This is a genomic window from Filimonas lacunae, assembly GCF_002355595.1.
GTDB classification, from domain to species: domain Bacteria; phylum Bacteroidota; class Bacteroidia; order Chitinophagales; family Chitinophagaceae; genus Filimonas; species Filimonas lacunae.
This window is the reverse complement of sequence record NZ_AP017422.1, coordinates 282446-307278: the sequence shown is the minus strand read 5'-3', so window position 1 is coordinate 307278 and position 24833 is coordinate 282446. Positions and strand designations below refer to the sequence as shown.

The 24833-nt window shown below is 43.3% G+C and carries 24 protein-coding genes and 2 tRNA genes; 7 read left to right on the top strand and 19 right to left on the bottom strand.

The features are described from left to right. Window positions 1–819: 819 nt before the first annotated feature. Both truA and FLA_RS01210 read right to left on the bottom strand, forming a co-directional pair. Window positions 820–1572, bottom strand: coding sequence for a tRNA pseudouridine(38-40) synthase TruA (gene truA / locus FLA_RS01215; RefSeq protein ID WP_076379368.1), 753 nt, complete (start codon window positions 1570–1572; stop codon window positions 820–822). Between the two features lie 9 nt (window positions 1573–1581). Continuing rightward, the gene (locus tag FLA_RS01210; protein WP_084206237.1) at window positions 1582–2943 is read right to left on the bottom strand and encodes a DUF4476 domain-containing protein; all 1362 of its coding nucleotides are present in this window, start codon (window positions 2941–2943) and stop codon (window positions 1582–1584) included. Window positions 2944–3076: 133 nt separating this feature from the next. Between FLA_RS01210 and FLA_RS01205 the strand changes: the two genes are divergently transcribed. Continuing rightward, complete coding sequence (locus FLA_RS01205; RefSeq protein ID WP_076379370.1) at window positions 3077–5566, top strand: M1 family aminopeptidase; 2490 nt, start codon at window positions 3077–3079, stop codon at window positions 5564–5566. A 199-nt stretch (window positions 5567–5765) separates the two neighbouring features. Here the strand turns inward: FLA_RS01205 and FLA_RS01200 are convergent, their stop codons facing one another. The 3 genes from FLA_RS01200 to FLA_RS01190 are packed head-to-tail and all read right to left on the bottom strand — an operon-like array spanning window position 5766 to window position 7599. Then, window positions 5766–6530 carry a TPM domain-containing protein gene (locus tag FLA_RS01200; protein ID WP_076379371.1) on the bottom strand — a complete coding sequence of 255 codons (765 nt, stop codon included), beginning with the start codon at window positions 6528–6530 and terminating at the stop codon, window positions 5766–5768. A 4-nt stretch (window positions 6531–6534) separates the two neighbouring features. Further along, window positions 6535–6996 carry a TPM domain-containing protein gene (locus FLA_RS01195; protein WP_076379372.1) on the bottom strand — a complete coding sequence of 154 codons (462 nt, stop codon included), beginning with the start codon at window positions 6994–6996 and terminating at the stop codon, window positions 6535–6537. 12 nt (window positions 6997–7008) lie between these two features. After that, window positions 7009–7599: a LemA family protein gene (locus tag FLA_RS01190; protein ID WP_076379373.1), complete on the bottom strand. Its 591-nt coding sequence runs from the start codon at window positions 7597–7599 to the stop codon at window positions 7009–7011. Window positions 7600–7784: 185 nt separating this feature from the next. On the opposite strand from FLA_RS01190, the gene FLA_RS01185 reads away from it, so the two are divergent. After that, entirely contained in the window at window positions 7785–8246 is a 462-nt protein-coding gene (locus FLA_RS01185; protein ID WP_076379374.1) for a TM2 domain-containing protein, read from the top strand. A gap of 79 nt (window positions 8247–8325) precedes the next feature. Here FLA_RS01185 and FLA_RS01180 read toward each other — a convergent pair whose 3' ends face one another. The 6 genes from FLA_RS01180 to gap form a co-directional block, all read right to left on the bottom strand. After that, on the bottom strand, window positions 8326–9078 hold the full coding sequence (locus tag FLA_RS01180) for a hypothetical protein (protein ID WP_144264038.1): 753 nt from the start codon (window positions 9076–9078) through the stop codon (window positions 8326–8328). Window positions 9079–9103: 25 nt separating this feature from the next. Then, the gene (locus tag FLA_RS01175; RefSeq protein WP_076379376.1) at window positions 9104–9982 is read right to left on the bottom strand and encodes a hypothetical protein; all 879 of its coding nucleotides are present in this window, start codon (window positions 9980–9982) and stop codon (window positions 9104–9106) included. Next, window positions 9982–10464, bottom strand: coding sequence for a membrane protein insertion efficiency factor YidD (gene yidD / locus FLA_RS01170; RefSeq protein WP_076379377.1), 483 nt, complete (start codon window positions 10462–10464; stop codon window positions 9982–9984). The genes FLA_RS01175 and yidD overlap by 1 nt, the downstream gene beginning before the upstream one ends. Further along, complete coding sequence (locus tag FLA_RS01165) at window positions 10442–11158, bottom strand: hypothetical protein (RefSeq protein ID WP_076379378.1); 717 nt, start codon at window positions 11156–11158, stop codon at window positions 10442–10444. The genes yidD and FLA_RS01165 overlap by 23 nt, the downstream gene beginning before the upstream one ends. Window positions 11159–11247: 89 nt before the next feature. Then, window positions 11248–12456: a phosphoglycerate kinase gene (locus FLA_RS01160; RefSeq protein ID WP_076379379.1), complete on the bottom strand. Its 1209-nt coding sequence runs from the start codon at window positions 12454–12456 to the stop codon at window positions 11248–11250. A gap of 66 nt (window positions 12457–12522) precedes the next feature. Continuing rightward, on the bottom strand, window positions 12523–13536 hold the full coding sequence (gene gap / locus FLA_RS01155; protein ID WP_076379380.1) for a type I glyceraldehyde-3-phosphate dehydrogenase: 1014 nt from the start codon (window positions 13534–13536) through the stop codon (window positions 12523–12525). 184 nt (window positions 13537–13720) lie between these two features. On the opposite strand from gap, the gene FLA_RS01150 reads away from it, so the two are divergent. Continuing rightward, window positions 13721–13792: transfer RNA gene (locus tag FLA_RS01150), tRNA-Glu, on the top strand. 99 nt (window positions 13793–13891) lie between these two features. Next, window positions 13892–13963 (top strand) — tRNA-Glu (locus tag FLA_RS01145). 57 nt (window positions 13964–14020) lie between these two features. Here the strand turns inward: FLA_RS01145 and FLA_RS01140 are convergent. Then, window positions 14021–14782: a response regulator transcription factor gene (locus tag FLA_RS01140; protein WP_076379381.1), complete on the bottom strand. Its 762-nt coding sequence runs from the start codon at window positions 14780–14782 to the stop codon at window positions 14021–14023. Between the two features lie 178 nt (window positions 14783–14960). On the opposite strand from FLA_RS01140, the gene FLA_RS01135 reads away from it, so the two are divergent. Further along, window positions 14961–15692 (top strand): DUF3667 domain-containing protein, encoded by a 732-nt coding sequence (locus FLA_RS01135; protein ID WP_076379382.1) that lies wholly within the window; start codon window positions 14961–14963, stop codon window positions 15690–15692. A 492-nt stretch (window positions 15693–16184) separates the two neighbouring features. Continuing rightward, window positions 16185–17303 (top strand): Kelch repeat-containing protein, encoded by a 1119-nt coding sequence (locus FLA_RS01130; protein ID WP_076379383.1) that lies wholly within the window; start codon window positions 16185–16187, stop codon window positions 17301–17303. 104 nt (window positions 17304–17407) lie between these two features. Here the strand turns inward: FLA_RS01130 and FLA_RS01125 are convergent, their stop codons facing one another. The 3 genes from FLA_RS01125 to cysC all read right to left on the bottom strand — a co-directional run bounded on the left by FLA_RS01125 (window position 17408) and on the right by cysC (window position 19700). Then, entirely contained in the window at window positions 17408–17953 is a 546-nt protein-coding gene (locus FLA_RS01125; protein WP_144264039.1) for a hypothetical protein, read from the bottom strand. Window positions 17954–18291: 338 nt separating this feature from the next. Next, window positions 18292–19131 carry a sulfotransferase family protein gene (locus FLA_RS01120; protein ID WP_076379385.1) on the bottom strand — a complete coding sequence of 280 codons (840 nt, stop codon included), beginning with the start codon at window positions 19129–19131 and terminating at the stop codon, window positions 18292–18294. Continuing rightward, window positions 19131–19700 (bottom strand): adenylyl-sulfate kinase, encoded by a 570-nt coding sequence (gene cysC, locus FLA_RS01115; protein WP_076379386.1) that lies wholly within the window; start codon window positions 19698–19700, stop codon window positions 19131–19133. The genes FLA_RS01120 and cysC overlap by 1 nt, the downstream gene beginning before the upstream one ends. Window positions 19701–19983: 283 nt before the next feature. On the opposite strand from cysC, the gene FLA_RS01110 reads away from it, so the two are divergent. Next, window positions 19984–20991 carry a lipid A deacylase LpxR family protein gene (locus FLA_RS01110; RefSeq protein WP_084206238.1) on the top strand — a complete coding sequence of 336 codons (1008 nt, stop codon included), beginning with the start codon at window positions 19984–19986 and terminating at the stop codon, window positions 20989–20991. 53 nt (window positions 20992–21044) lie between these two features. Here the strand turns inward: FLA_RS01110 and FLA_RS01105 are convergent, their stop codons facing one another. From FLA_RS01105 to FLA_RS01090, 4 genes are all read right to left on the bottom strand, one after another. Beyond that, entirely contained in the window at window positions 21045–21437 is a 393-nt protein-coding gene (locus tag FLA_RS01105) for a hypothetical protein (RefSeq protein WP_076379388.1), read from the bottom strand. Window positions 21438–21455: 18 nt separating this feature from the next. Beyond that, window positions 21456–22937, bottom strand: coding sequence for a sterol desaturase family protein (locus FLA_RS01100; protein ID WP_076379389.1), 1482 nt, complete (start codon window positions 22935–22937; stop codon window positions 21456–21458). Window positions 22938–23032: 95 nt separating this feature from the next. Further along, window positions 23033–23812 (bottom strand): LytR/AlgR family response regulator transcription factor, encoded by a 780-nt coding sequence (locus FLA_RS01095; protein WP_084206239.1) that lies wholly within the window; start codon window positions 23810–23812, stop codon window positions 23033–23035. A 6-nt stretch (window positions 23813–23818) separates the two neighbouring features. Continuing rightward, window positions 23819–24811: a sensor histidine kinase gene (locus tag FLA_RS01090; protein WP_076379390.1), complete on the bottom strand. Its 993-nt coding sequence runs from the start codon at window positions 24809–24811 to the stop codon at window positions 23819–23821. Window positions 24812–24833: the final 22 nt, after the last annotated feature.

Below are 24833 nucleotides of genomic sequence, written 5' to 3'. Positions count from 1 at the left end.
TTTGCAAATATTTTCAAGGAAACAAGGCTGAACAGCAGCACTTTACCTATTATGTAGTTACAAGAGCTGAACAATAGAGCCTGTATTATATAAGTGTACTATGATATAAAGGTTTCAAAACCTCCCCTATCTCGCCTAATCATAACATCCGGAAGCACTTTTTAGCGCCTGATCCAGGCTTTTTAGCCCCTCAAATAAAAAAAACTGCGGCGCAATTTAAAAATATAGCGGCGCAATATTCTTTAACTGCGCCTGTAGAAATGATTTAGGTGTCGCAATATTTTTTACTTGCGCCGCAGTGAAAAAAAATCACAGCCCATTAGCTTTCACATGCGTCTGAGTAAGGAATATTCAGCACTCTTTTTTTCTTACTCAGCTCCGGGTAAGAAAAAAACAGCACTCCAGATTCTTTCACGGAGGCTGAGTAAAGAATATTCAGCACTTATTTTCTTTTACTCAGGCGCAGTTATAAAATATTGAGCCGCATAAATCTTTTCTACAGTGCTAAGGAAACAATCTTGCGGCACCCATATTTTTTCTACAGGCGCATGTAAAGAATATTGCGCCGCATATTTTTACAATTGAGCCGCCTGCAAAGCGCTCTCAGCACTGTAGATTCTTTCACAGCGGCGCATATATAATATCTACAGCCGCACATTTCCCTCACTGCGGCACCTAAAAAGAAGCAAGAGTAATCCGGATTATGTGAAGCGTTTCAGGAAAATTTTATTGCACCGTGAATTATTGCAGAATCTACAGCTCAATCTTCTATAGCAGGCTTTTCTATGCATTCATCAGGAAGATAATTCTAACACAGGGCTACTCATTGTTCAAAAGGCCTTCCGGATAATGCACCGCCACCAGGAATAAGCCATGACCCGGGGCCGAAAAATCGGCCTTACTGCAATCTTTGGCTTCAATCACTTTTCTGAAATCATCCAGTGATAAAGCTCCCCGGCCCACTTTCAACATGGTGGCTACAAGGCCCCGTACCATACCCCGCAAAAAACGATTCGCTTTTACGTGGTAATACAAGGTTCCGTCTTCGTTGAAATGCCATTGGGAAATTTCGATGCTACACAGGAAAGTTTTTACCTGGGTATTTCGTTTAGAGAAAGAGGTAAAATCCCGGTACTCCATCAAAATAGCAGCGGCCTGATTTAATAAGGCAGTGTCTAATGTATAAGGAAAGAAATAAGCCCTATCGTCGCGAAACGGGTCTTTTTTACTGTAGATATGATAATTATACTCCCGCGCTGTAGCATGAAAACGGCTGTGCGCATCGTCCGGAACGGGTGTAATACGTTTAATCACCACGTCTGGTTCTATTATAGCATTCAGGCTGTATAGTTGCCTGGGCGTCCATTCCCTGTCACTGTCAAAATGAAAATAGTTTTGCAAAGCATGTACCCCGGCATCTGTGCGGGAAGAACCGGTTAATTCTATTTCCTGGCGCGACAGCACCTTCAAGGCTCTTTCTACCTCAGCCTGTATAGTGGCCACGTTCTCCTGAATCTGAAAACCACTATACCGGGTTCCTTTGTATGCTACTTCTAAAAAATATCGGGGCATTCGGCAAAATTACGGACGTAACATGGCTCTGAAACGCTTTTTAAAATAATCGTCCAGCAGCATTTTTTCCAAACTTACATAATTGGTTACGTCATATACGAACGGATAAGCTGCATCGTAGAAAGCATACCTGCTTTCATCTGTAAAAAACAGCATGCCTAAAGTTTTAATCTGCTCAGTGGTATAGCACTTTTGCTTGAATGCTTTTTTAGCAGTAACAATCATTTTATCATCCGCGCCTTCACTTACCATCCTTTTACGCAACTTATCCAGGTCTTTATCAGAAGCCATTCCACCTGTGCAGTTGGAGTTATAGGCAGCTACTTTTAATTCAGGAATAGGCTCGGAAGAAGTGGTATCTGTGGTAACAGTAGCACTGGTTTTGTTTTCAACAGGCTGTACCTGCTCTACAGACTGCGTTTGCTCTGCTGGTTTGGTATAAAATGGATTACCTACTGCCCCTGTTTCTTTTGCCACCACTACCGTATCTTTTACCACTTCCCGCTCTTTGGGCTTCTCCGCAGCGGCCTGCTTTTCTGGTACACGTACCGTATCAGCGGGCGCTGGTTCCTGTGCCGTAACAACCGAATCCTTTACTTCCGGAATAAATATTTTAACGGTATCACTTCCTTTATTATTAAAGTCGATAAATACCATGGCGGTGCCTTTATCGCCCTGCTCTTCCCCTGCTTTGATTACCCCTTTGGTAGCAGCATTGCCATATACATCTTCTTCAGCCGCTTCTACAGGCTTTTCGGTCACTACCGGCTTGCTTTTAGTGCCTTTACCAGCTGGCTTTGTACCGCCTGCTGCGGGCTTAGTTGCAGGTTTAGTACCAGTTGTAGTTGTTTTTTCAGCAGTTGACGACTGCATTCCGGTGCCTTTAGCCAAATCCGGATCGTCTACCACCTGCGACAACATATCGCCAAATTGGTTGCTGGCGGCTGGTTTAGTGGTAGCCACCGGCGCAGCAGGTTCAGTTTTTTGCGGTTGGGTAGCTGCTTTTAACGAAGCAGTTCCCATAGTAATTGCCATGGTTTGCAGGTTAAACAACCCCCATCCCTTTTCATTATAATTTTTGAGGGCAAAGCCAGCATCTGCATCTACCAACAGCTGAAAATCAAAGGCTGGTAGCTTAGTACCGGTAAAGCCTAAAGTAACAGACTGGTTGCCATCCGGTATTTTAGATATAATTAAATAGCCTGTGCTGCTGGAGCTATAGCTTTTCTTATTGAACTCTACGTAGAAAGGCTGTTTGTTATCAGATTGTATATAGATAAAATGACTTTGCTGGGCAAATCCTATCAATTGGCAACTCAACAATACAATAAGCAATAAGAGGGCTTGTATTCTAAAAAATGTACACTTCATCCTGAATGCCAGTTTTATAATAGTGACAAATCTATAGTAAGTCACGTAAATAAGCTAATATCTGCCACAATCGGGCCACGATTACACAATACATTGTGGTTTCATTTACATTTATAGCTTCAAATACCGTTTCATGATAAAATATGTGCTTACTGCCTGTGCATTGGCGTCTTTTGCTGCCGTTGCCCAGGAACCTGCAAAAAAAACGCGACAAGAAGAGCCCTGGAAAAAACAATACAGAGCAACTGCCCTCAAAACAAACGACCTTGTACACACTAAACTGGACGTACGATTCGACTACGACAAGGCTTATATGTATGGAAAAGCCTGGATTACGCTTCACCCGCATTTTTACACCACCGACTCGCTGATACTGGACGCAAAGGGCATGAACATTAATACCGTTGCCCTGGTACAAAATGGCACTAATAAGCCTTTAGCCTACCGTTATGATTCGCTGGAACTGCACATTGCACTGGATAAACAATACACCGCAGCCGACAACTATACTGTGTATATTGATTATGTAAGCAAGCCTAACGAACTAAAGGCCGAAGGAAGTGCTGCTATTACCGACGCCAAAGGTTTATATTTTATCAACCCGAAAGGCGAAGAAAAAAACAAACCTACCCAGATATGGACCCAGGGCGAAACAGAAGCCACCAGCGCCTGGTGCCCAACGATAGACCATCCTAACCAAAAAACTACAGAAGAAATTACGATGACCGTGCCTGATAAGTATGTTACCCTGAGTAACGGCTTATTAACCGCACAGAAAAAAAATACAGACGGCACCCGTTCAGATACCTGGAAAATGACACAACCGCATGCTCCCTACCTCTTCTTCATGGGCGTGGGTGATTTTGCTGTTATCAAGGACAAGTATAAAGACAAGGATGTATGGTATTATGTAGAAAAGGAATATGCCCCCACCGCTAAAGGCATCTTTGGTTTAACACCCGAAATGATGGCTTTTTATGGACGCATTACGGGTATTGACTATCCCTGGGCCAAATATTCGCAAATGACAGGTCGTGATTATGTAAGCGGCGCTATGGAAAATACCACCGCCACTTTACATACCGACAAGCTGCAACAGAATGCAAGACAATTGGCAGATGGCAACAAGTATGAAGAATATGTGGCACACGAACTGTTTCACCAATGGTTTGGCGACCTGGTTACCGCTGAAAGCTGGAGCAATCTTACCGTAAACGAAAGCTTTGCCAACTACAGCGAAACCATGTGGAAAGAGTTTAAATATGGCAAGGATGAAGGCGCTGAGCAGAACTATGACGACATGCAGGGCTACCTGCACAGCGGCAGCGACAACAAAGACCTGGTGCGTTTTTACTACCGCACACATGAAGATATGTTTGATGCAGTAAGCTATAACAAAGGCGGCCGCATTTTACATATGTTACGACACTACATCGGCGATTCTGCTTTCTTTAAATCACTGAACCTCTACCTGACACAAAACAAATTCAAATCGGCCGAAACACACCAGTTGCGTATGGCTTTTGAAGAAATAACCGGGCAGGATTTAAACTGGTATTTTAACCAGTGGTATTATGGAAGCGGACATCCACACCTCGACATCAGCTACAATTATAACGATACCGCTAAAAAAGCTACCGTTTACATCACCCAGATGCAGGTAAGCAACAAAGTATTCCGCATGCCGGTAGATATTGATATTTATAATGGCACACTGAAAAAGCGTTATACTGTTTGGATCAGCAATAAAGCGGATACTTTCTCTTTTGCCGTGCCCGCTAAGCCTGAGCTGATTAACGTAGATGGCGATAAAATTTTACTGGCCCTGAAAGAAGAGCATAAAACCCTGGCAGAATACATTTACCAATACAAATATGCCGGTAATTATGTAGACAGACGCGAAGCGGTGGAATACGCATTGGAGCATATGGATGAAAATCCGAAAGAAGCCATTGCCTTTATAGCACAGGCTTTAAACGATTCTTATGCAGGCATCCGCAATATTGTTATCAAGGGGCTGATAGGTAATCCGCTGGATGAAACCTTAGTGCCGAAAGTGGAAAAAATAGCAAAATCAGATGTGAAGCGTACCAACCGTGCAGCTGCTATCAGCTTATTAAGCACTTTACAGCGCCCTACTGACGAAGCATTCTTTTTAAAGGCCACCACCGATTCTTCTTATTCAGTAGCAGGTGCCGGTTTACTGGCACTGGCCGAGGTGAATGAAGCCAAAGCCATTGCACAATTAAACTTCCTAAAAAAAGATGCGCGTGACAACCTGGAAGATGCCGTTGAAAAAATTGAAGTATTTACTTTAACAGATAGTCATTTCGACAGCATGTACCAGGCTTTTTCTTCTGCTACTATGTATGAGAAATTTGAACAGGGCTTTACCTTCCTGGCATACTTATCTAAAGTAGAAGATACCGAGCATTTTAAAACCGGTTTAAATGCGGTAAGCGCTTTTAGCAGACAGGCTGCCGCCTTTGCTCCTAAGTACCGCACCGCTATTTTAAAAGACATGCAAAAGTTGCTGAAACGTAAGAAAGCCGCTTTAACGCAAACCAGCAATAAGCAGGCAGTAGAAGCAGAGATTAAGTTACTGGAAGAAAAACTGAAGTAAACTTTTGCCCATTGAGTACCGGGCCAATGCGTTACTTACATACAAAATGAATACGCTGCGCATTACATAAACAAGAATCTGCAGCGTTTCACAAAAGAAAAAGGGTGTATCGTAATTTATTCGATACACCCTTTTTCTTTTATAAGTGCCAGAGCGCTATGCCCTGTTCTACCGGGTTTACAACTTTTGCTTTTGCTGGCTACCAACTTCCACTGGCTCCGCCGCCACCGCTGCTACCGCCGCCGAAGCCGCCGAAACCACCACCTCCGCCGCCGCCAAAGCCGCCACCTCCACCGCCCCAGTTGCTTCCGCCGCCACCGAGGAACAGAAAAGGAAGAATGCTGCCGCCTCTGCCACGGCCGCCACCACCACCGCCACCAGATGCAGCCATGATAACGATCACTATTATTAAAATGATGATGAAGCTAAGGCCTGAGCCACCTTTACCTTTGCCCTGTTTTTTTTCACGCGGAGCTTTGTATTCTCCTGCTGCCGCTTTGCTTAAAGAAGTAGTGGCGGCATCTAAACCACGATAATAATCACCCGCTTTAAAATTGGGCTTCATATCATTGTCTATAATGCTACCCGCTGTAATATCAGGTATAGCCCCCTCTAAACCGTATCCTACCTCAATCCGAATTTTATGATCCTGCACCGATACCAGTATCAGCACGCCGTTATTGGTCTTTTTATTACCAATACCCCAGCTTCTGAAAAGCTTTACCGCATAATCTTCAATGGGGTAATCGTTGAGGGAAGGAATGGTAACTATACAAATCTGATTAGAGGTGCTGTCGTCCAGCGCCACCAGTTTTTCTTCCAGAATTTGTTTTTGTTCGGGCGAAAGCACATTGGCATTGTCCACCACCAGCCGGGCAGGGTTGGGAGGTGGCAATACATCCTGCGAAAAAACATTCAGGCTAATGCTTATCAGCAGTACTAGGTATAGTAACTGTTTCTTCATTCTCTTATTTTCCAAATACAATATCGTCTGGCAGTTCATTTACATCCGTAGCAGCATTATAAGGAAAATGGTATTTCAACACCTCTCCTATTTCCAGCACTACCGATGCTATACCTTCTGCATAATTTTCTTTGTTAAAATGCCGCAGCATTTTAAGTACTTCTTCCTGCCAGAACGCTGTACCTGCTTTTTGATAAATAGCTTCGTCTGCATAAATAGCCAGCTGCCGCGATTTTACGGCCACATATACCAGCACGCCATTACGTAGTTCTGTTTTTTCCATTTCTAACCGGGCAAACATTTCTTTAGCCCTGTCAATAGGATCTACAAAACGGCATTTGCTTTCTATAAATACCCGCACTTCGCCGCTGGTTTGCAGTTCGGCTGTTTTAATGGCCTGCACAATCTTTTCCTGCTCGCTGGCAGTAAAGAATTGTGCGGGCTTTTTACTGAATATTCCAAACATGGTTAGGATGGCTTAGAATTTTACTTCTGGTGCTTTGTCAGATCCTGCATCTGCCTGGAAATAGCCCTTGGCCTGGAATCCAAACATGCCGGCAAATATGTTATTAGGAAAACGACGTATTACAGAATTATAGCTCTGTACGGCATCGTTAAAGTCGTTACGGGATACTTTGATACGGTTTTCTGTACCTTCCAGTTGCACCTGTAAGCCACGGAATGCCTCATTGGCGCGCAGGGTAGGATAGTTTTCGGTAACCATTAACAAGCGGCCCAATGCCTGTGATAACTGACCTTGTGCAGCCTGAAACTGTTGTACTTTTTCAGGAGTAAGATCGGCCGGGTCTACCCGTATCTGTGTTGCTTTGGCACGCGCTTCAATCACATTCTGCAAAGTTGTCTGCTCAAAATTAGCTTCCCCTTTTACAGTATTCACCAGGTTAGGGATCAGATCGGCCCTGCGCTGATATTCACTTTGTACATTACCCCACTTGCCTTTTACAGTTTCGTCCAGGTTTACCATGCTATTGTACCCCTTACAGCTGCATCCTCCCAATATAAGTATCAGAGCGCCAATCACTATCAATGCAAGATTCTTTGTGTTCATTTGTTTGATTTTAAATGAAATTTGTATTTAAAGGTAATGTATCAAAAGAGATACCTCCCTTCCATTTTATGACTTTCCGTCAGTTTATTTACATGAGCGGTATAATTGGCTAACAACAGGTGCAGGGAATTGTTTTACTCCCTATATTTGAAGCTATTTATCCACTCTTTAAACCCGAATAGTTTATGAAGAAAGCATTGCTTTCATTGGCACTAGCCTGTTCTATTTCGATCTTCTCTTTCGCAGCCGAAAACACAGAAGCCACTTCCAACTACTATGTAAATGACAGCCAGGTGGAAAACATGTTTGCTACCAGTGCTGACATCAGCGAAGCCAGCCCGGCACTGCTGGCTGAATTCGATGCTTCCGGAACTTACACCGCTGTAGCTAAAAAGCAAAAAGAGGCTGTGTTTAACGTACGTTCCAGCGACAAGAACGTAGCGGTAGCACTGATCCTGAACTTCTTTCTGGGTGGATTAGGTGTTCACCGTGCTTACCTGGGAACTGAAACCTTAACGTGGGTAGGTTACATCTTAACCTTCTGCGGTATCTTCGGTATCGTTCCTTTGGTTGACTTCATCGTCCTGATTGTAAACATTGATGACATCAGTGAATACGAGGACAATCCGAAGTACTTCATGTGGTAATTCACCATCCACACAAAAAAAATCCCGGTAGCTAATCACTACCGGGATTTTTTTGCCTGTATTGTTTGTATGCATTTTGTTACCAGCGTGCCAGCAAGGCATCTTTTACTTTCTGGTTAAACTCATTGGCTTTGCGCCTGTTATATATTCTCACCAACTCCTGCGCACGAGCCATACCCCCCATATGAAAAGTACCGGTTAGCCCACCACCAATTAACCAGGCATTGATATAATAATCATTTATCCAACTGTTAATACCATAGTACACGCCTGCGCCCTGCAATACAATAGAAGCCAACGCTTCCCAGGGCTTACCTGCATACAGATGACCACCACCGGGTATAAAAGTAGCCAGCCAGTAAGCGCGCTTTTCGCTTTTTTGACGGGGTAGCTTTGCATAATAGTCGGGTAAAGAATCGCTATACACCATTGACTGTTGTTTATACAATAAAGCCGCTTCGTTCCACCGGCGCAGTTCATTCAGCGATAAAATCTTTAATAAGCTCATCCAACCGGCATGCGTATTCTGTTGAAATAATACCTGGGTTTTATCTGTTTCCGCTATTACTTTTTCAAAATCTCCTGCCAGGTAATAACAGGTGGCAATATCGGCATGCAGGTTTTGCCGCACGCTGTCGTTATGTATGCGCCCCTGCATAGACATGCCAAAACCGGCCGCTTTAGCAAAAGCCTGTTGCTTTTTATAGCATTGCATCTTTAGCAAAATAGCCTGTTGCACCACTTCGCTTTCGTTACCCTGTTCAAACAGCACTCTCTCGCAAAACACAGCAGACTCAAAGTACTGCTGCTGCTGATACAGGCTGTCTGCCACCCGCAGCCAGTTTATATCCTGCGCCTTAGTTATACAGGTTGCGCAAAGGAATATGCATATCAAATAAAATCTTGTTGTCATACAGTTTGTTCTGTTCTGATTGTTTCACTTTTACAGCCACTACACTCCCCCAGATATTACCCACATAAAACAAGCTGAATAACGATCCGAAGGTGATAAAGCGGGCGCTTTTCACTCCACCCCTGTTATACGATTCCCAGGTGAGCGCCGCCAGTGCTGCAATAGGCAGAAAGGAACCTACTCCCTGCCCTTTTTTACCGGCATATATTTTACCGGCCCCTGGCAATACTGCACTGTACAGCCCTGCCAGGAAAGGAGATTTCTTTTTGTAGTGCACCAGTTTATCATAATAAGCATCCATACGCTTCTCTTCCCCTTCCATTACATAAGACGAAAAAGTAAAGTGCCTGCGTAACGAATCGTATTGCTTGTAGTTGCGTTGTAATAAGCTGATGCCCGCCATTTCCAGGTATTGCATTTCCCTCTCTACCGTGTCTTTTGCCGGTAGCCCTTTAAATGTGTGATAAGCCTGTTGGGAGTAGCCCTGGAATGCCAGGCAGTAAGCACCGAAAAAATGACTTTTTAATGCCCACGCTGCACTGTCCGATACCTGTAACAACCTGCTGGCAGCAGTATCCAGCGATTTCATAGCATAAGCATTCCAGCCCTGCCAATACAGCAATGAATCTTTTTGCGCGGCTAACAGCCTGTCTTGTTGAATGTTGTTGAGTATATAAGTGGCTTCGGCATATAATTCCTTATTGTGCAAATACCTGGCAAACAACATATCATTAGTAAAACTGCTACGTTGCTGGGCGTGCACAGCCTGTACCGCCAGTAACACCACCAGTGTATACCAGCACCTGCATAGGTATACTCTCATTATCGATACTTGTTTAAATCATCCGTAATAGCGCCTGTGCGGAGATCAATATCCAGCGGAGATATATCCGACGCACTTAAACGGTTGCAACGTAATAATCGGTCTGCCGAAACAAACATTCCTTTTATCAATCCAAACTCATGTATAGCATGTTTGCTATAGTTAGAGCAGGATATTTCGTAAGGACATTTGCGTGACAACTGTTGTGTAAGCACATGCTGGTATATAAACATACTGCCCTTCATAGCCAGGGCAAATGGGTTCCAGGCTGCTATTACATTTTTATGTTGGGTTTGCAATATACTATCGTTGTTGCCTGCGCGTTTGTAATAGCGCTCGGGTGTATAAAAGCTCGTTTGCTTTACCAGCATAATATCACTGGCTGTTTGTGTATGTGCTATGGAAGTAACACTTACCAATAACACCAATGCAATCCATTTACTGAACAAAGGCAAAGGTTTAGAAACGTTGAATTTTAGCATTGGCAGGTATCTTATAAGTAAAATACGGGCTGTTTGCCTGTTGGTTTAATTTAAAATTGCGGTATACCGTTTTGGTTACCGCCGAATCTTTTCCTTCATAAGCAATCTCTGTAGTGGTAGAAGGGAACGACATATCTTCCAGCGTAGTAAAAGCGTAGTAATATACTTTACGGATGATAGCACCTGCTCCATTCTGGTAGTGCATATAAATAGGATTACCATTCTGATGCACCAGCTTTACCTGCTGCACCTGTTTTTTCTTGTCGGGTGCTTTGGGCTTCCATAGGGAAATAATCAGATCTTTTTCGGCATACACCTTCTCCTGTACATATCCTAACTCACTTAACCCCATATCGGCCATTTTACCGGCGCAGAAGTAATAAAATTGTGAAGTGTGCGAACTGAACAGTGTACTTTGTGTAAGCGCAACGGTGTTGGCACCAGGATCATACATTTTTACTTCACCGGTTTTATTGGAAAGCAATACATAGTTACGGGGGTGGGAATAATGCATGGTCATATCACCATTACCATCATAGCAGATCTCTCCTTTAAAGGTAACATACTTATCGCCCTTTAACTGGCGGGTTTCCAGCTCGGCATAAATTCTGTCAATCACATAGGAAGCTGGTTTAAAAGCAGGCAGTACTACAATAACCAGGAGGGCAATGCCCAAACAAGTCAATTTTTTCATGTTGATAAGGGTTAGGTACTTATACAAATCAAGCAGCAAAACGCAAACACGTTTTGCTGCTTGATAACTATGATTTTACCGTACAGCGCTTATTTAATGGCAGCAATACCTGGTAACTCTTTTCCTTCAAAATATTCCAGTAATGCACCACCACCGGTAGATACATAACTTACTTTATCAGCAAATCCAAACTGGTTAACAGCGGCAACGCTATCACCACCACCTACCAGGGAGAAAGAACCGGCTTGTGTAGCTTCGGCCACTGCAGTAGCAATGGTTTTGGTTCCTTTCTGGAATTTTTCCATTTCAAAAACGCCCATAGGACCGTTCCATAAAATGGTTTTGGAATTTTTAATTACGTTGGCAAACTGGTCGGCAGCCATAGCCCCAATATCCAGTCCCATCCAGCCATCAGGAATGTTATCGCTGGTAGAAGAAGAGGTTTGTGCGTTTGCATCAAACTTGTCTGCAATGATAGAATCAGCAGGCAGGTGAATACGCACGCCTTTGGCTTCTGCTTTCTTCAGCAGTTCGTTGGCAGTTTCCAGGCGATCGTCTTCGCACAGAGAATTACCAATTTTACCCCCCTGGGCTTTCATGAAAGTGTATGCCATACCACCACCAATGATGATATCTGTAGCACGCTCCAGCAGGTTTTCGATAATCAGGATCTTATCAGATACTTTCGCGCCTCCGATAATAGCTACGAAAGGCTTTTCAGACTGGTGCAGTACTTTTTCAGCACTGTTCACTTCGGCTTCCATCAGCAAACCAAACAGTTTTTGTCCGGCAGCAAAGAAGTCGGCAATCACCGCTGTAGAAGCATGCGCCCTGTGTGCAGTACCGAACGCATCGTTCACGTACACATCACCCAGTTTGCTCAGTTTTTCAGCAAAACCTTTATCGCCTTTTTCTTCTTCTTTGTAGTAACGCAGGTTTTCCAGCAATAACACCTGGCCTGGCTGTAAACCAGCAGCTTGTTGCTGAGCAGCCTCGCTGATGCAATCATCTGCAAAAAGCACCTCAGTACCCAGCAGTTGCGACAAATGACTTACAATACGACTTAATGAAAAATCGGCCTTCGTTAATTCAGGCTTCTTTTCCATGTCTTTAATAGGACGGCCCCAGTGGCTCATTAAGATAACACTGCCACCGTCTTTTACTATTTTCTGAATGGTAGGTAACGCGGCTTTGATACGGGTATCGTCGGTTATTTTACCCCCTTTAATAGGTACGTTAAAATCAACCCTTACCAGGGCTTTCTTGCCTGCAAAGTTGTATTCGGAGAATTTGCTCATTATCTGGCTTTTCTAAATAGTATCAAGAAAAAAGCCGGAGTATATCCGGCTCTTCCCTTCTGAAATTTATTTGCTAATTAAACCTGCAAAGTATTTTACAGTACGAACCAGCTGACTTACGTAGCTCATTTCGTTATCGTACCAGCTTACAGTTTTAACCAGTTGAACATCACCAGCGCTGATTACTTTGGTTTGCGTACCATCGTATAAAGAACCGTAGCTGATACCGATGATATCGCTGCTTACGATTTCGTCTTCAGTATAACCGAAGCTTTCGTTAGAAGCGGCTTTCATTGCAGCGTTGATTTCTTCAGCAGTAACTTTTTTACCTAACACAGTAACCAGTTCAGTTAAAGAACCCGTTAAGGTTGGTACACGTTGAGCGCTACCGTCCAGTTTACCTTTCAGTGCAGGTAATACCAGGCCGATGGCTTTAGCAGCACCAGTGCTGTTAGGCACAATGTTTTGAGCAGCAGCTCTTGCACGACGCAGATCGCCTTTTGGATGTGGAGCATCCTGTGTGTTCTGGTCGTTAGTATAAGCGTGGATGGTAGTCATAGTACCAGCAACGATACCGAATTTTTCTTCCAGAACCTGTGCCATTGGTGCCAGACAGTTGGTAGTACAGGAAGCGCAGCTGATTACAGTTTCGCTACCGTCCAGGATGTTGTGGTTTACGTTGAAAACAACAGTTTTCATTTCGCCGGTAGCAGGTGCAGAAATTACTACACGCTTAGCACCAGCAGCCAGGTGGGCTTCTGCTTTTTCTTTATCAGTGAAGAAACCTGTACATTCCAGTACCACGTCTACATTGTGTTGTTTCCAACCAATTTCAGCAGGATTCTTCTGGGCGTATATTTTAATCTCTTCACCGTTAACAGTAATAGAGTTGTCAGAATAAGTAACATTTGCATCAAAGCGACCCTGAGCGCTATCGTACTTCAGCAGATGCGCCAGTACTTTAGGGCTGGTTAAGTCATTAATAGCCACTACTTCAATTCCTTCCATGTTATAAATCTGGCGGAATGCCAGGCGACCGATACGTCCAAATCCATTGATCGCTACTTTTACTGTGCTCATTGTTTACTAGTTTATTGGTTTTAAAAAGCATGGCGAATTTACGAGTATTGTAGACGGGTAACAAACGATAGAAATTATTTTTTTCGACGTTAACACAAAATAAATTTGGTGATAATCAAAAGATTTCTATTTTTGCACTCCCAAATCACAATAACGGATGCGGGGACAGCTCTTACAAATAACTGCCATGTTCGTCTATCGGCTAGGACATCTCCCTTTCACGGAGGAAAGACGGGTTCGATTCCCGTACGTGGTACAGGTAAAGTTGAAGGAAATTTAAAAAATAAGCTTCTCTGCAAAGAGGAGCTTTTTTTTTCAACCCTTCTACTGTTATATATAAAGAGTTCTATTTTTTGCCATGTTCGTCTATCGGCTAGGACATCTCCCTTTCACGGAGGAAAGACGGGTTCGATTCCCGTACGTGGTACATCACTGCTAAAAGTTAAAAAGGCTTCCGTAAGGAGGCCTTTTTCATTTCTATTCATCAGATAATCTTGTTACTTACAGCATAAGAAAGCGCTTCTGTCATACTCTCTACCTGTAAGCGCTCAAAAATCCTTCTTCTGTAATATTTCACTGTGTCGGGAACAACAAATAACTTCTCTGCAATTTCATTGATCGTTAACCCTTGTGCATGCAACTGAAGCACTTCTATTTCCCTTTCCGTGAGCTTGGGCTTTTCTGATTTGCTCCAAACCGTATTTTTCAATTCCAATTTCCACACGTCGTCAGTACCGTCTTTATATATACAAATATTGCCGGCACTCTTATGGTGCGAAATAGAAACAATACACATAGCCTTCCACAACTTCCCCTCGCTTGTTAAAAACAAGGGGGTAAGTTTATGATTAATAAGAATTTGCCTGTCATCTTTATTCCTCAAATGAAAATCATAAGTGATACTATATTGCTTCTTCTCATCACCGGGCAATTTCTTAAAAAACTCAAATCCCGCATCATTTATCAGGGTTAACATTTCCAGGTCAGCTTCCGGAACATTTTTAAAATAGAATTCATATCCCATGTTCAGCACTTCTTCGGGAGCATAACCACATAGGAATAATGGATTTTCCGAAACATACTCAAAAGTCATATCCTCATAATTGATCACATATATACTTTCATAGGTTAGTCTTGCAAAGGCTTTTACAGACTCCAGGTAATCCTGCTGTAGAAAACGGTCTGTTTCCGGAACACGCCCTAAGTTATTCTTAGTAAACAGGCCGGAATGATTATAATCCTTCATCAATGTGCAGTTATTAACTTAATACTATAGGCGGTTTCACACACGTAACCCCAATAGTAAATCTACACTAAAGTGTAGCCTTTGCCAGCTTATTTGTATTGACTTTTGCAAAAACAGGTTTCCGTTTTTTATGCTCAACCATATAAACAGATCTGTTACTCAATAAATTACGCCATTTATGCTTACTGAGACAGCGACTTGCAAAAACTGCAACACAACAATTAACCAGCCTTTTTGCGGCAACTGCGGGCAACCTATGCACATAAAACGAGTAGACAAACACTATATCCTGCACGAAATATGGCATATTCTACATTTTGAAAAAGGCATATTCTATACCATAAAGGAATTACTGACCAAACCCGGTCAAAACATAAAAACATTCATTACAGAGAACAGAAGCAGGCTTGTAAAGCCTATTATATTTATCATAGTAACCTCATTGATATACACATTGATTAATGGTGCATTCCACATTGAAAAAGAGTATGTTCATTCTCATGGAGCGCAACATTCTGCTACTGAAACAATTTTCGCCTGGGTTCAACACCATTATGGCTATGCCAACATTATCATGGGGCTACATATCGCCTTTTGGCTCAAATTTTTTTTCCCAAAGCATGATTATAACTTTTTTGAAATATTAATCTTACTCTGCTTCGTAATGGGAATAGGTATGTTGATCTTTTCAATTTTTGCACTATTGCAAGGATTAATGAAACTAAACCTGATAACAATAGCAAGTATAGCAGGTGTACTCTATTGCACATGGGCAATCGGACAATTTTTCCACCCAAAGAAAGCATCAAGCTATATAAAGGCATTGGCTTCCTATATGCTGGGAATGCTTACTTTTTATGTTTCATTACTTGCTTTAGGTTTTTTGATAGACATTTTACAAAAGCACTAATACAGAACCCCATCCAACTAATAAAGGCTTCCGCAAGGAGGCCTTCGTCATTTACTACAATTTGATACATTTGCTCAACAACCTTCTATCCGGCAAGCTATAGCACAACAACAGCAACGGACTACCCAATGGCAGCAAGCCACACCTCAACAATCCACCAATGCCAAACGCTCTAAAAGATCACGCAACCTCTACCTGGCAGCAACGATATTTTTTAGTTGCGGCGTATTGAACTTCTTTATTAAACTGGCATTTGGCAGTAAAGTACCTTTCACTGATTTACTTTCTACAGCTATCGTTTGCCTTATCCTTTGTGTTATTTTTTACCGGGGCTACATCAAGCATAAATAACAAAGCAGCATAGCCCCTATGCTGCTTTAACATTCTTTTATAGGAATTATCTGCTAACCTCACCAACACTCTTCCTTCTCGCCCCGTATAGGTATTTATAGGAGCTCCCGTACTGTTTTATCATCTATTTATTTATCAGTTATGAAAATCCCTGTATTACTATTCATTACGGTTGGCGCAGCTATATCTATTGCTTCATGCAGAAAAAGCTCAGATACTCCGGACACCGAAGAAGGCAACTGGGTAAAAAGAGGACAATTTGATGGTCCTGCCCGTACAGGCGCTGTATCGTTTGTAATCAATGACACAGCCTATGTAGGTACAGGCTATAACTATACTAAAAACACAAGTTATATAGTAGATTCAACTGGTGACATTTTAGCGAACGCAGATCATTATTTAAAAGACTTTTTTAAATTAAACATGCCCCCTGTAAGCACTGGCAATTCGCAAACCGGCTATACATGGACGCAGGTAGCAGCTATGCCCGGCAACACCCACCGCGCCTATGGTGTAGGATTTAGTGTAAACAACGTAGGTTATGTGGGATTGGGACAAACCTCTAACGATATATTATTAAAAGATTTTTATGCTTTTGACGGCTACACCTGGAGTAAAAAGAAGGACTTCCCGGGTTCTGCCCGCAGAGATGCGGTAGGTTTTGGCCTGGGCATGAATGGATACATTACTACCGGCTTCGATGGAGCCAATACACAAAAAGACATGTACCAGTATTTTCCGGGAGATGACCACTGGGAAAAGATCACTGCCTTGAGTGGTGAAAAACGGAGAGGCGCTTCTGTATTTGTGTACAAAGACAAGGCTTATATATTCGGCGGCTATAGCAGCTTAAATGCCGTTACTGACATGTGGGCGTTTGACAGCTTAACACTCACCTGGAAAGTACGTAATAGTATTGCAAACGAATCGAGCGACAGCTATGACGATGACTATTCAGACATTGTACGCCAGAACGCTTCTGCCTTTGTAATAGACAACTATGGCTATGTTACCAACGGACACTCTTCATCCGAAGCCAGCCTGGTAAGAAGCACCTGGCGCTACGATTTTGAAAATGACAGATGGACAAGACGCACGCCTTTCGAATATGTGCAAAGAACCTATGCCGTTGGATTTACCGTAAGAAACAGGGGTTTTGTAGGTGCAGGACAAAACGGTGCCATCGCTTACAGCGCCAGCACCTACCTGGAAGATTTTTATGAATTCATCCCTTCTCAAACCTACGATTCACACGACTAACAACATCTATACTGCGCAATTACCAGAACCGGGGGGATCTGGTTGCTCATAACAAAAATGGTCTGCCAATGCAGACCATTTTCTATTGAATACGGTATGTATGATCAATTGCCCCAGGTAACCTTCAGGTTATGCTTGGCAGCATATACTTTTCCTTTTTCCATTAACTGAGTAAACAGGACTTCAAACCTGCCTGTATATTTTTCGTCTATGGTTTTTAATATCGCCACCTTAGCATCATCGGCACCTTTTGTATCACATAGTTTTGCGTAAGCTGCATATTCGTTCTGATAAGCCGGCAATGTAAATTCATATAATTCCAGCGCCAGCTTTTTTATTTCCCGGTTGTCATCATTCTCACTCACTGTTTTCAACTCCTTAATCACCTTCTCCAGGTAAAGGGCTTTGTTCTTTACTGCTTCCTGCGCTTCATCTCCTTTTTTAGGTGGAGCCTGTACTCCCGCAGGGTATTCTTTACCATAACTCTCCAGCATTTTAGCAAACTGTGCCGTTCCAAAGTCGCTGACCATATTGGAGTTTAATACCGCTTTCTGAAAAAACTGATCGGGAGAAAGGGTGTTACAGGCAGTCAGTAAAATGGCCAAACAGGTAAACAATCCTACACCTTTGGCTAACATCTTGTAATTCATCTGTTTTCGTTTTATATTAGGGTTTACATTACACACTTTCGTGCCAAAATCACTTGCATAAATAAGGGGGATGTAGAAACACCCCCCGTTACACATGAGAAAAACACTATGCATTGCTGCATAGTTAGACGTTTATAATAGAAGCCCGAAAGGCTTTATCATTTCATAATTCAATTCGGGTGTAAGATAATTATTTTTTATTGCTACTGCATAAAATAACAAGCGGTAGCATCTATCCATACCAGCTACCTGTACAAAATCCGGACTATAAAGAAAGAGAGAGGATTACGGGGTGCACTGCTGCCCGGAAAAGAACGCTCCGGGCAGTACAGGAAAATTTAAAAAGCATTTGCGTTTTTGATGGCGTTTCTCAGGTTTTCCTCCGACGCCTGCGCGCGCTCAATCAAAGCCTTATCTTTTATATGTGGCAGAAAATCCCACTGCCTGCTAATCAGGTTTTCTTTATACACATCGGTAAAAGGAATATATCGCAGCGGGAATTGCCATTGCCGCTGCAGTGTACTAAACACTTCATTGTCCTGCCTGCTTAGCTGGGCATAATCCACCAGTATATACTTTCCACCAGGCAAGGTTTGAATATGCTCCAGCAACTGCTCGTTATACACCGTGCAGGCCATCAGACTTTTCCAGCCATACTTGCGCAGTAGCAGTTTTTTACGGCTATTCTTTTCAATGGTATTCCATAACAACCTTTTAAACAGGCCTTTTTGCCGATAACGCATTTCAGCGTCTTTATGCATCCTGCTTAGCAGCGAGCTTACCACCGCTTTGTAATCCCGTACAATCACCAGGTAAAAAGCATCAGGGATAATGTCTTTATACTCCGGTAAAAACAAACAGGTGCGGGGATCTTTCCAGGCCCAGGCCGGATACAACTGGTTTTTATGATGTACCAGCTGCGCTATCTCTGCCTTTTGCTTTTCAGAAAAAGCAGGCTTTTTATCTAACACCAGCCCTGTACTATCAAGATTGTTTTCAGCTAACAATTTCTCATGCAACTCTACAAAGTCACAATCTTCAAAATGTCCTTCTACATTATCAAACCCTACACCTAAAAGCCTGTCGCCAATCTGTAAACCACATCTTTGTAACCATTGCGTAATTAAGGATGTACCCGAGCGGTGCATCCCTGCTATTACTAACACCTTATTGTTCATTAGCTGTAACGTTGAGCCAGTTGCTTTTTAAAGTAGAATGTATCTGCTGCCAACTGGGTAGAGATGAAATGAAACAATTCAGACGCACATACATCCTGCGTTTGCATACCAGTATTCAAACGCAGATCGGGGTTTTCAGGAATATCAAACCGGTCGTTAATGCCGGTAAGATTATTCAGTTTTTCCGGATGTCCGTCGGGCAGTAAAGCTTTTTTATATAAACCTTTTGTGTCGCGCTGTATCAGCTCGTTAATAGCACAATCAATGTGTACAGTTTTTACATTCCGGTACAAGCGGGTCATTTCACTGCGGGCTTCTTCGTATGGGTTAATAGCGCTGATAATAACCACTACTCCGTTCGCCGACAACCTGCTTGCTACAAAGCCTAACCTCCGGATATTCTCGATACGATCTTCTTTAGAAAAGCCCAGGTCTTTACATAACACCTCTCTATACACATCGCCATCTACTATCTCGGTATTAACGCCATGCAGCAGCAGTTTTGATTTCACACTTTTAGCAAGTGTTGTTTTACCTGCACCGGATAATCCACACAATTGTACTATCATAACAAAATGGTTTATTTAAAAAGCATGCCTGGTTATTAGATGACGCGTATACCGGAGACGTTGCCTGCTAAAATGAAGCCAACGCCAAAAATCTACGAACGGCTTCTTTTAACAGACCAAACGGCTTATTACTAAGGTAAAAACATTTTAATCGTCAAAAAGAAATATCCTGACGGTGTTTAGGCAATATTCATCGGTGAATTCCCGTAACCGGTTTACGATTTGTTTATTTTACAAACAGATGAAGTAAGTATATTAGCGGACGAATGTAATAATTGTATAGATGAGCAGGTATTTCCAGCACTGGAGGTGTTTATTACTGGTCTTTTCTCTTTTTGCGCTACACGGCCAGGCGCAGCAATACAAACATCTTTTAAGAGGTTTTGACGACAATGACGGTATTGATATCCGGGGCATGGGCAGCGATGAAGGATATACCAACGGTACCCGTATCGAATTACTTTACCAACCCCGCAAGCAACACTCATTACTGGCGCCCATCCTCCCCAAAGCAGGCGACAGCAGCATTAACACCTACGGATTTGGCATTATGCAGGTAATGTATACACCTAACGACATTAAGGCTTTTTACCCCCTCCCTAACGATTATGCGTATGCCGGGGGCTTATACCTGGCCCACACCTTTCACTCGGCCAATCCTTATAAAAGAATAAACCTGCAAAGCGAAATTATACTGGGCTTTATGGGACCTGGCAGCGGTGCGGAAGGCTTTCAGAAATTCATACACCGCACCTTTGGCTTTATTACGCCCCGCGGCTGGAACACACAAATGCCCACCGACCTGTTGTTCAATTATAACTTTACGGTAGAAAAGCAGGTTTCGAACGACAACCCCTGGATTGACTTTTCTATAGGCGCCCAGGGTATGGCCGGCACCATGCAAAACAGCCTGCACCTGTTTCCTTTATTACGGTTTGGTAAAAAATCGCCGTATTACGAAGGACTGATTCAACAATACACTCCACCCACCAGCGATAAAAAAGACTGGCAATTGTATGGTTTTATAAAGCCAGGCGTGCAACTGGTATTCTACAATGCTTTTTACCAGGGCGGCATGTTAAACAAGCATTCTCCCTTCAACACCAATCAGGAACCGCCTTTTACCTATCACCATGTAACCCCGCAAACCGTGGTGGGCAGATTAGATTTTGGGGCAGTGGCTTCTACCGGCAGATGGTCTATAGCAGCGAGCCAAAGCCTGCGCACCAGTGAAGTAAAAAATATACGCGCCCACTCGGTAGGTACTATTTCGGTGCAACTGGCCTGGTAATACAAAAGCCTGCGCAAGGCAGGCTTTTGTCCGGTAACACTCCCCCCGAAATGTTACTGTCTCTTTTCCTTTATTTTCTTCATCACTTCCTGCTTCATTTCTTCTTTACCTTTTTCGTAGCTGGCAAACTGCTCTTCGGTAAACACGGTTTTCAACTCTGCTTCCTTACTTTCATTTATCTTTTTTGCCTGCTTGAATTTAGCCATCTTACCACCGTCGCCTTTAATTACCGGCTCCATTTGTTTGGCATACTTCAGATTAATCGCGGCCACCTTTGTGGTTTGATCGTCCGTTAACTGTAGTTTACTTTTCATTAGATTCGTTTGCACCTGCGCTCGCTGCTCGGGGGTCGTATTTTTAAAATCTTCGGGCGATTGCCTGGCTATTACTGCCACAGAAAATAACAATACTACGCAAAGCACAGTTGCCTGGATAGCTCTTTTCATTATTGTAGTTTTTAAATATTACCAGGAGATGTTGTACGAAGCGCCACTTTGTAAAGTAAGCACGCCCGTTTTGTTGCCTTTAAACACCAGGGTACCGGAAAATGCATACGAACGTCCGCCACTTCCCTTGCCGGTAAATGTTACTGCCAGGGTACCAGAATCAACCAGCCTTGTTTGTTTGTTTACTGCCACATCAGTTCCGGTTAAAGTTAACACACTGGTAAAGGTGTTTTTGTTACGCACTTTAGATGCCTGCGAGCCATTGCGGGTTACAGCTACATTTACAATATAAGCGGCATCATTGGCGGTAAGACCTGTTACTGCTAATGTGGCATTTACATTGTCGTTGGATGACATGCGGGGCGCATCGTACACCAGGTTGCCGCTATACGTAGCATCAAAATGTGCAGTAGGCGTGCAGGTTAACATCCAATGCCAGTTGGCTGTAAAGGTGTAAGTGATGGTAGCATTGGCAGCACTAACATAGGCAATACTGCTATCCCTGGCTACACCGCAACGACCACTGTATATCGTTGCTATACGGGCAACATCAGCCGTTTGCGTGGTTACGCCGCCGGAAGAACTGACTACGGCCTGGGTTACCACATCTGCCACATCATCTTCTGTTACGGCGCCAGAATCACTGCTTTCTTTTTTGCAGGAAGACAATAACAATACTACGGCTGCACTCAGCAGGGTTGCATTACGTTTCATAAGGCCTGTTCTTTTCATAACTGTATGTTTTGTTTTTGTGAAGAGTTCTATAAATCCGTGCATGACCAGTACAAAAGGGTTGTAGCTGATAAAGCCTGTTGTTAGCCCGTATTGCACCTTTTCGGTTTCGGGCTGATAAGTGCCAAACAAACGGTCCCATATCATTAACACACCACCAAAATTCTTATCTATATAAATAGGATTACATCCATGATGTACACGGTGTGCCGAAGGCGTATCCAACACTCCTTCTATAGGCCCCAGCACAGGCACCGCTTCGGTATGCAGCAAAAACTGGTATAACAGGTTTAACCCATAGCTTACTGCTATAAAAGCCGGGGGCAATCCCAGCAAGGCAGCAGGCACAAAAAACAAAGGGCTGATCAGTGCTGAAAACCAGTTTAAGCGGTAAGCCGCCGTAAGGTTCATTAACGGGCTGGAGTGATGCACCAAATGAAAAGCCCACAAAGGCTGCCATATATGCGATACACGATGAAACCAATAATAAATGAAATCAGCTACCACAAAAGCCAGCAGAAACACCCATCCGTTTTCGGGCAACGAAAATGGCGCTATATCAGCTGCAAAGCCCAGCACTGCTAACTGATAGCCTGCAAATAAAAATTTAGAAAAATGAAAACCTGCCAGCACACCCATATTGGTAAAGGTTTCTTTTAACTGATATACTTTTTTATCCTTCTTCCAGCTCCATACTATTTCTGCCAGCACCAGTGTTGCAATCACCCCCAGTACCACCCCTCTGTAATGACCAGCTACATACTGCATAATCACTTGTTTTTAATTACAGGGTAAAGCTCTGTAACTATGGTGGTGCAGTTGGCTCCAAAACGGGTGAAGCTGCTAACTACGGGGGCGAAGTATTAATTATCTAACCAGGCCTTAAATTCCGGCACGCGGGCCTTACTGATCAGCACTTTTTCGCCGGGTTCCGGAGAGAGTTTGATATACAAACGGCCATTGAAATACAGGTCTATTTCCTGTATAGCATTGCGCTGTATAATAAACTGCCGGTTGGCCCTGAAAAACTGTTGGGGGTTTAATTGCTGTTGCAATTGCTCCAGCGTGTAGTCGATAATATACTGTTTATTTTCCCGCGTGCAGGCATGAACAATCTCGTTGGCCGTATAAAACCAGGCAATATGCGCTGCATCGAGCGGAATCAGCTTTTCTCTGAACTGCACCAGGAACGACTGTTTATACACCGGCTTACCTTGTTGCAAACTTTTTAGCAGTTGCGCTATCTGCAAGGGATCGGGCAAGGCCGTTTGGCTGCCGGTGTATAAACGATGATATTTTTCCAGGGCCTGCTTTATCTCTTCCTGGTCGTAAGGCTTTAAAATATAATCAATACCATTGACCTTAAATGCCTGCAGGGCATAGTTATCATAAGCGGTAACGAATATAACGGGCTGTTGAACGGTTACTTTGTGAAAAATTTCAAACGACAGGCCATCGCTTAACCGGATATCCATAAAAATAACATCACATGCCTGCGCATGTTGCTGTAACCAGGCTACCGATTCTTCCACCCCTGGCAGCACAGCAACAATCACAGCAGTTGCGTCTATTTCGCCCAGCATAAACTCCAGGTTCCGGGCATTGGCAGGTTCGTCTTCAATGATAAGGATTCGCAGGGGCATGTTAGTTTAGTTTAAGGGTAAGGAAACTATAAAATGCTGATCTGTACGGGTAATGGAAATTTCAGTTCCCATCAGCAGGCGAAACCGCTCGCTGAGGTTTACCAGGCCGGTACCACTTTGCTCCTGCACAAAACCTACCGGCTGCAGGTTGTTTTGCACATAAATGCATCCATTGTATGCTTTTACATGAATATGCAAAGGCATAGCTGCTGTAGCCTTGTTATGCTTGGCTGCATTTTCTATCAGGGGCTGTATGCTCAAATGTGGCAATGTTTTATGCAGATAGTTTTCGGGTACTTCTATATCTATATCAATACTATTCTCAAAACGCATTTTCAGCAAGGCTGTGTATGCTTCCAGCTCTTTTAATTCTTCCCGCACGGTTATTACCGATTCGTTATGCTGTAATAACCCCCGGAATATCTTAGACAAATGCCCGATAAACCGTTGTGCCTTGGCGGGATCTTCCCGCACAATGCCCGCCAGGGTACTAAGCGAGTTAAAAAAGAAATGCGGATTTAATTGCTGTTTCAGCAAAGCCAGTTCTGCCTTTACAAAACGGGTCTTCGCTTGCTCGGCTTCCAGCTCGCGGGCACGGGTTTCGCGCACCAGATACAATATACGAACTACCAATAACTCTACCACCATGCACGTAAAAAAACGCGCCAGGTACGTTACCCGGTAAAACTGCCTTATTATATGAGGGTTGAATACATGGCGCTGTATATAGGCGCCTACAATTACCCCCGTCAGCAAAATCAGCACATTTTGCCCCAGCCTCAGCTTAAAGGCATTTTGCCCTTGCATGTTATATAAGAATACCAGGTAACAGAACAGAAAATTGAACCCTATCTGAAAAACCAGCTCAAAAGGGTTTACCATGGCATACTGCGCCATCACTGCACCCGTGCGCAATGCCGATAACCTGGGTATATTTACCATCAGTGCTATCGCCAGTGCGCCATACAGCGTAATCTTTTTTTCGGAGGGCAGTTTCATCTCACCAAAGATGCACTATCCT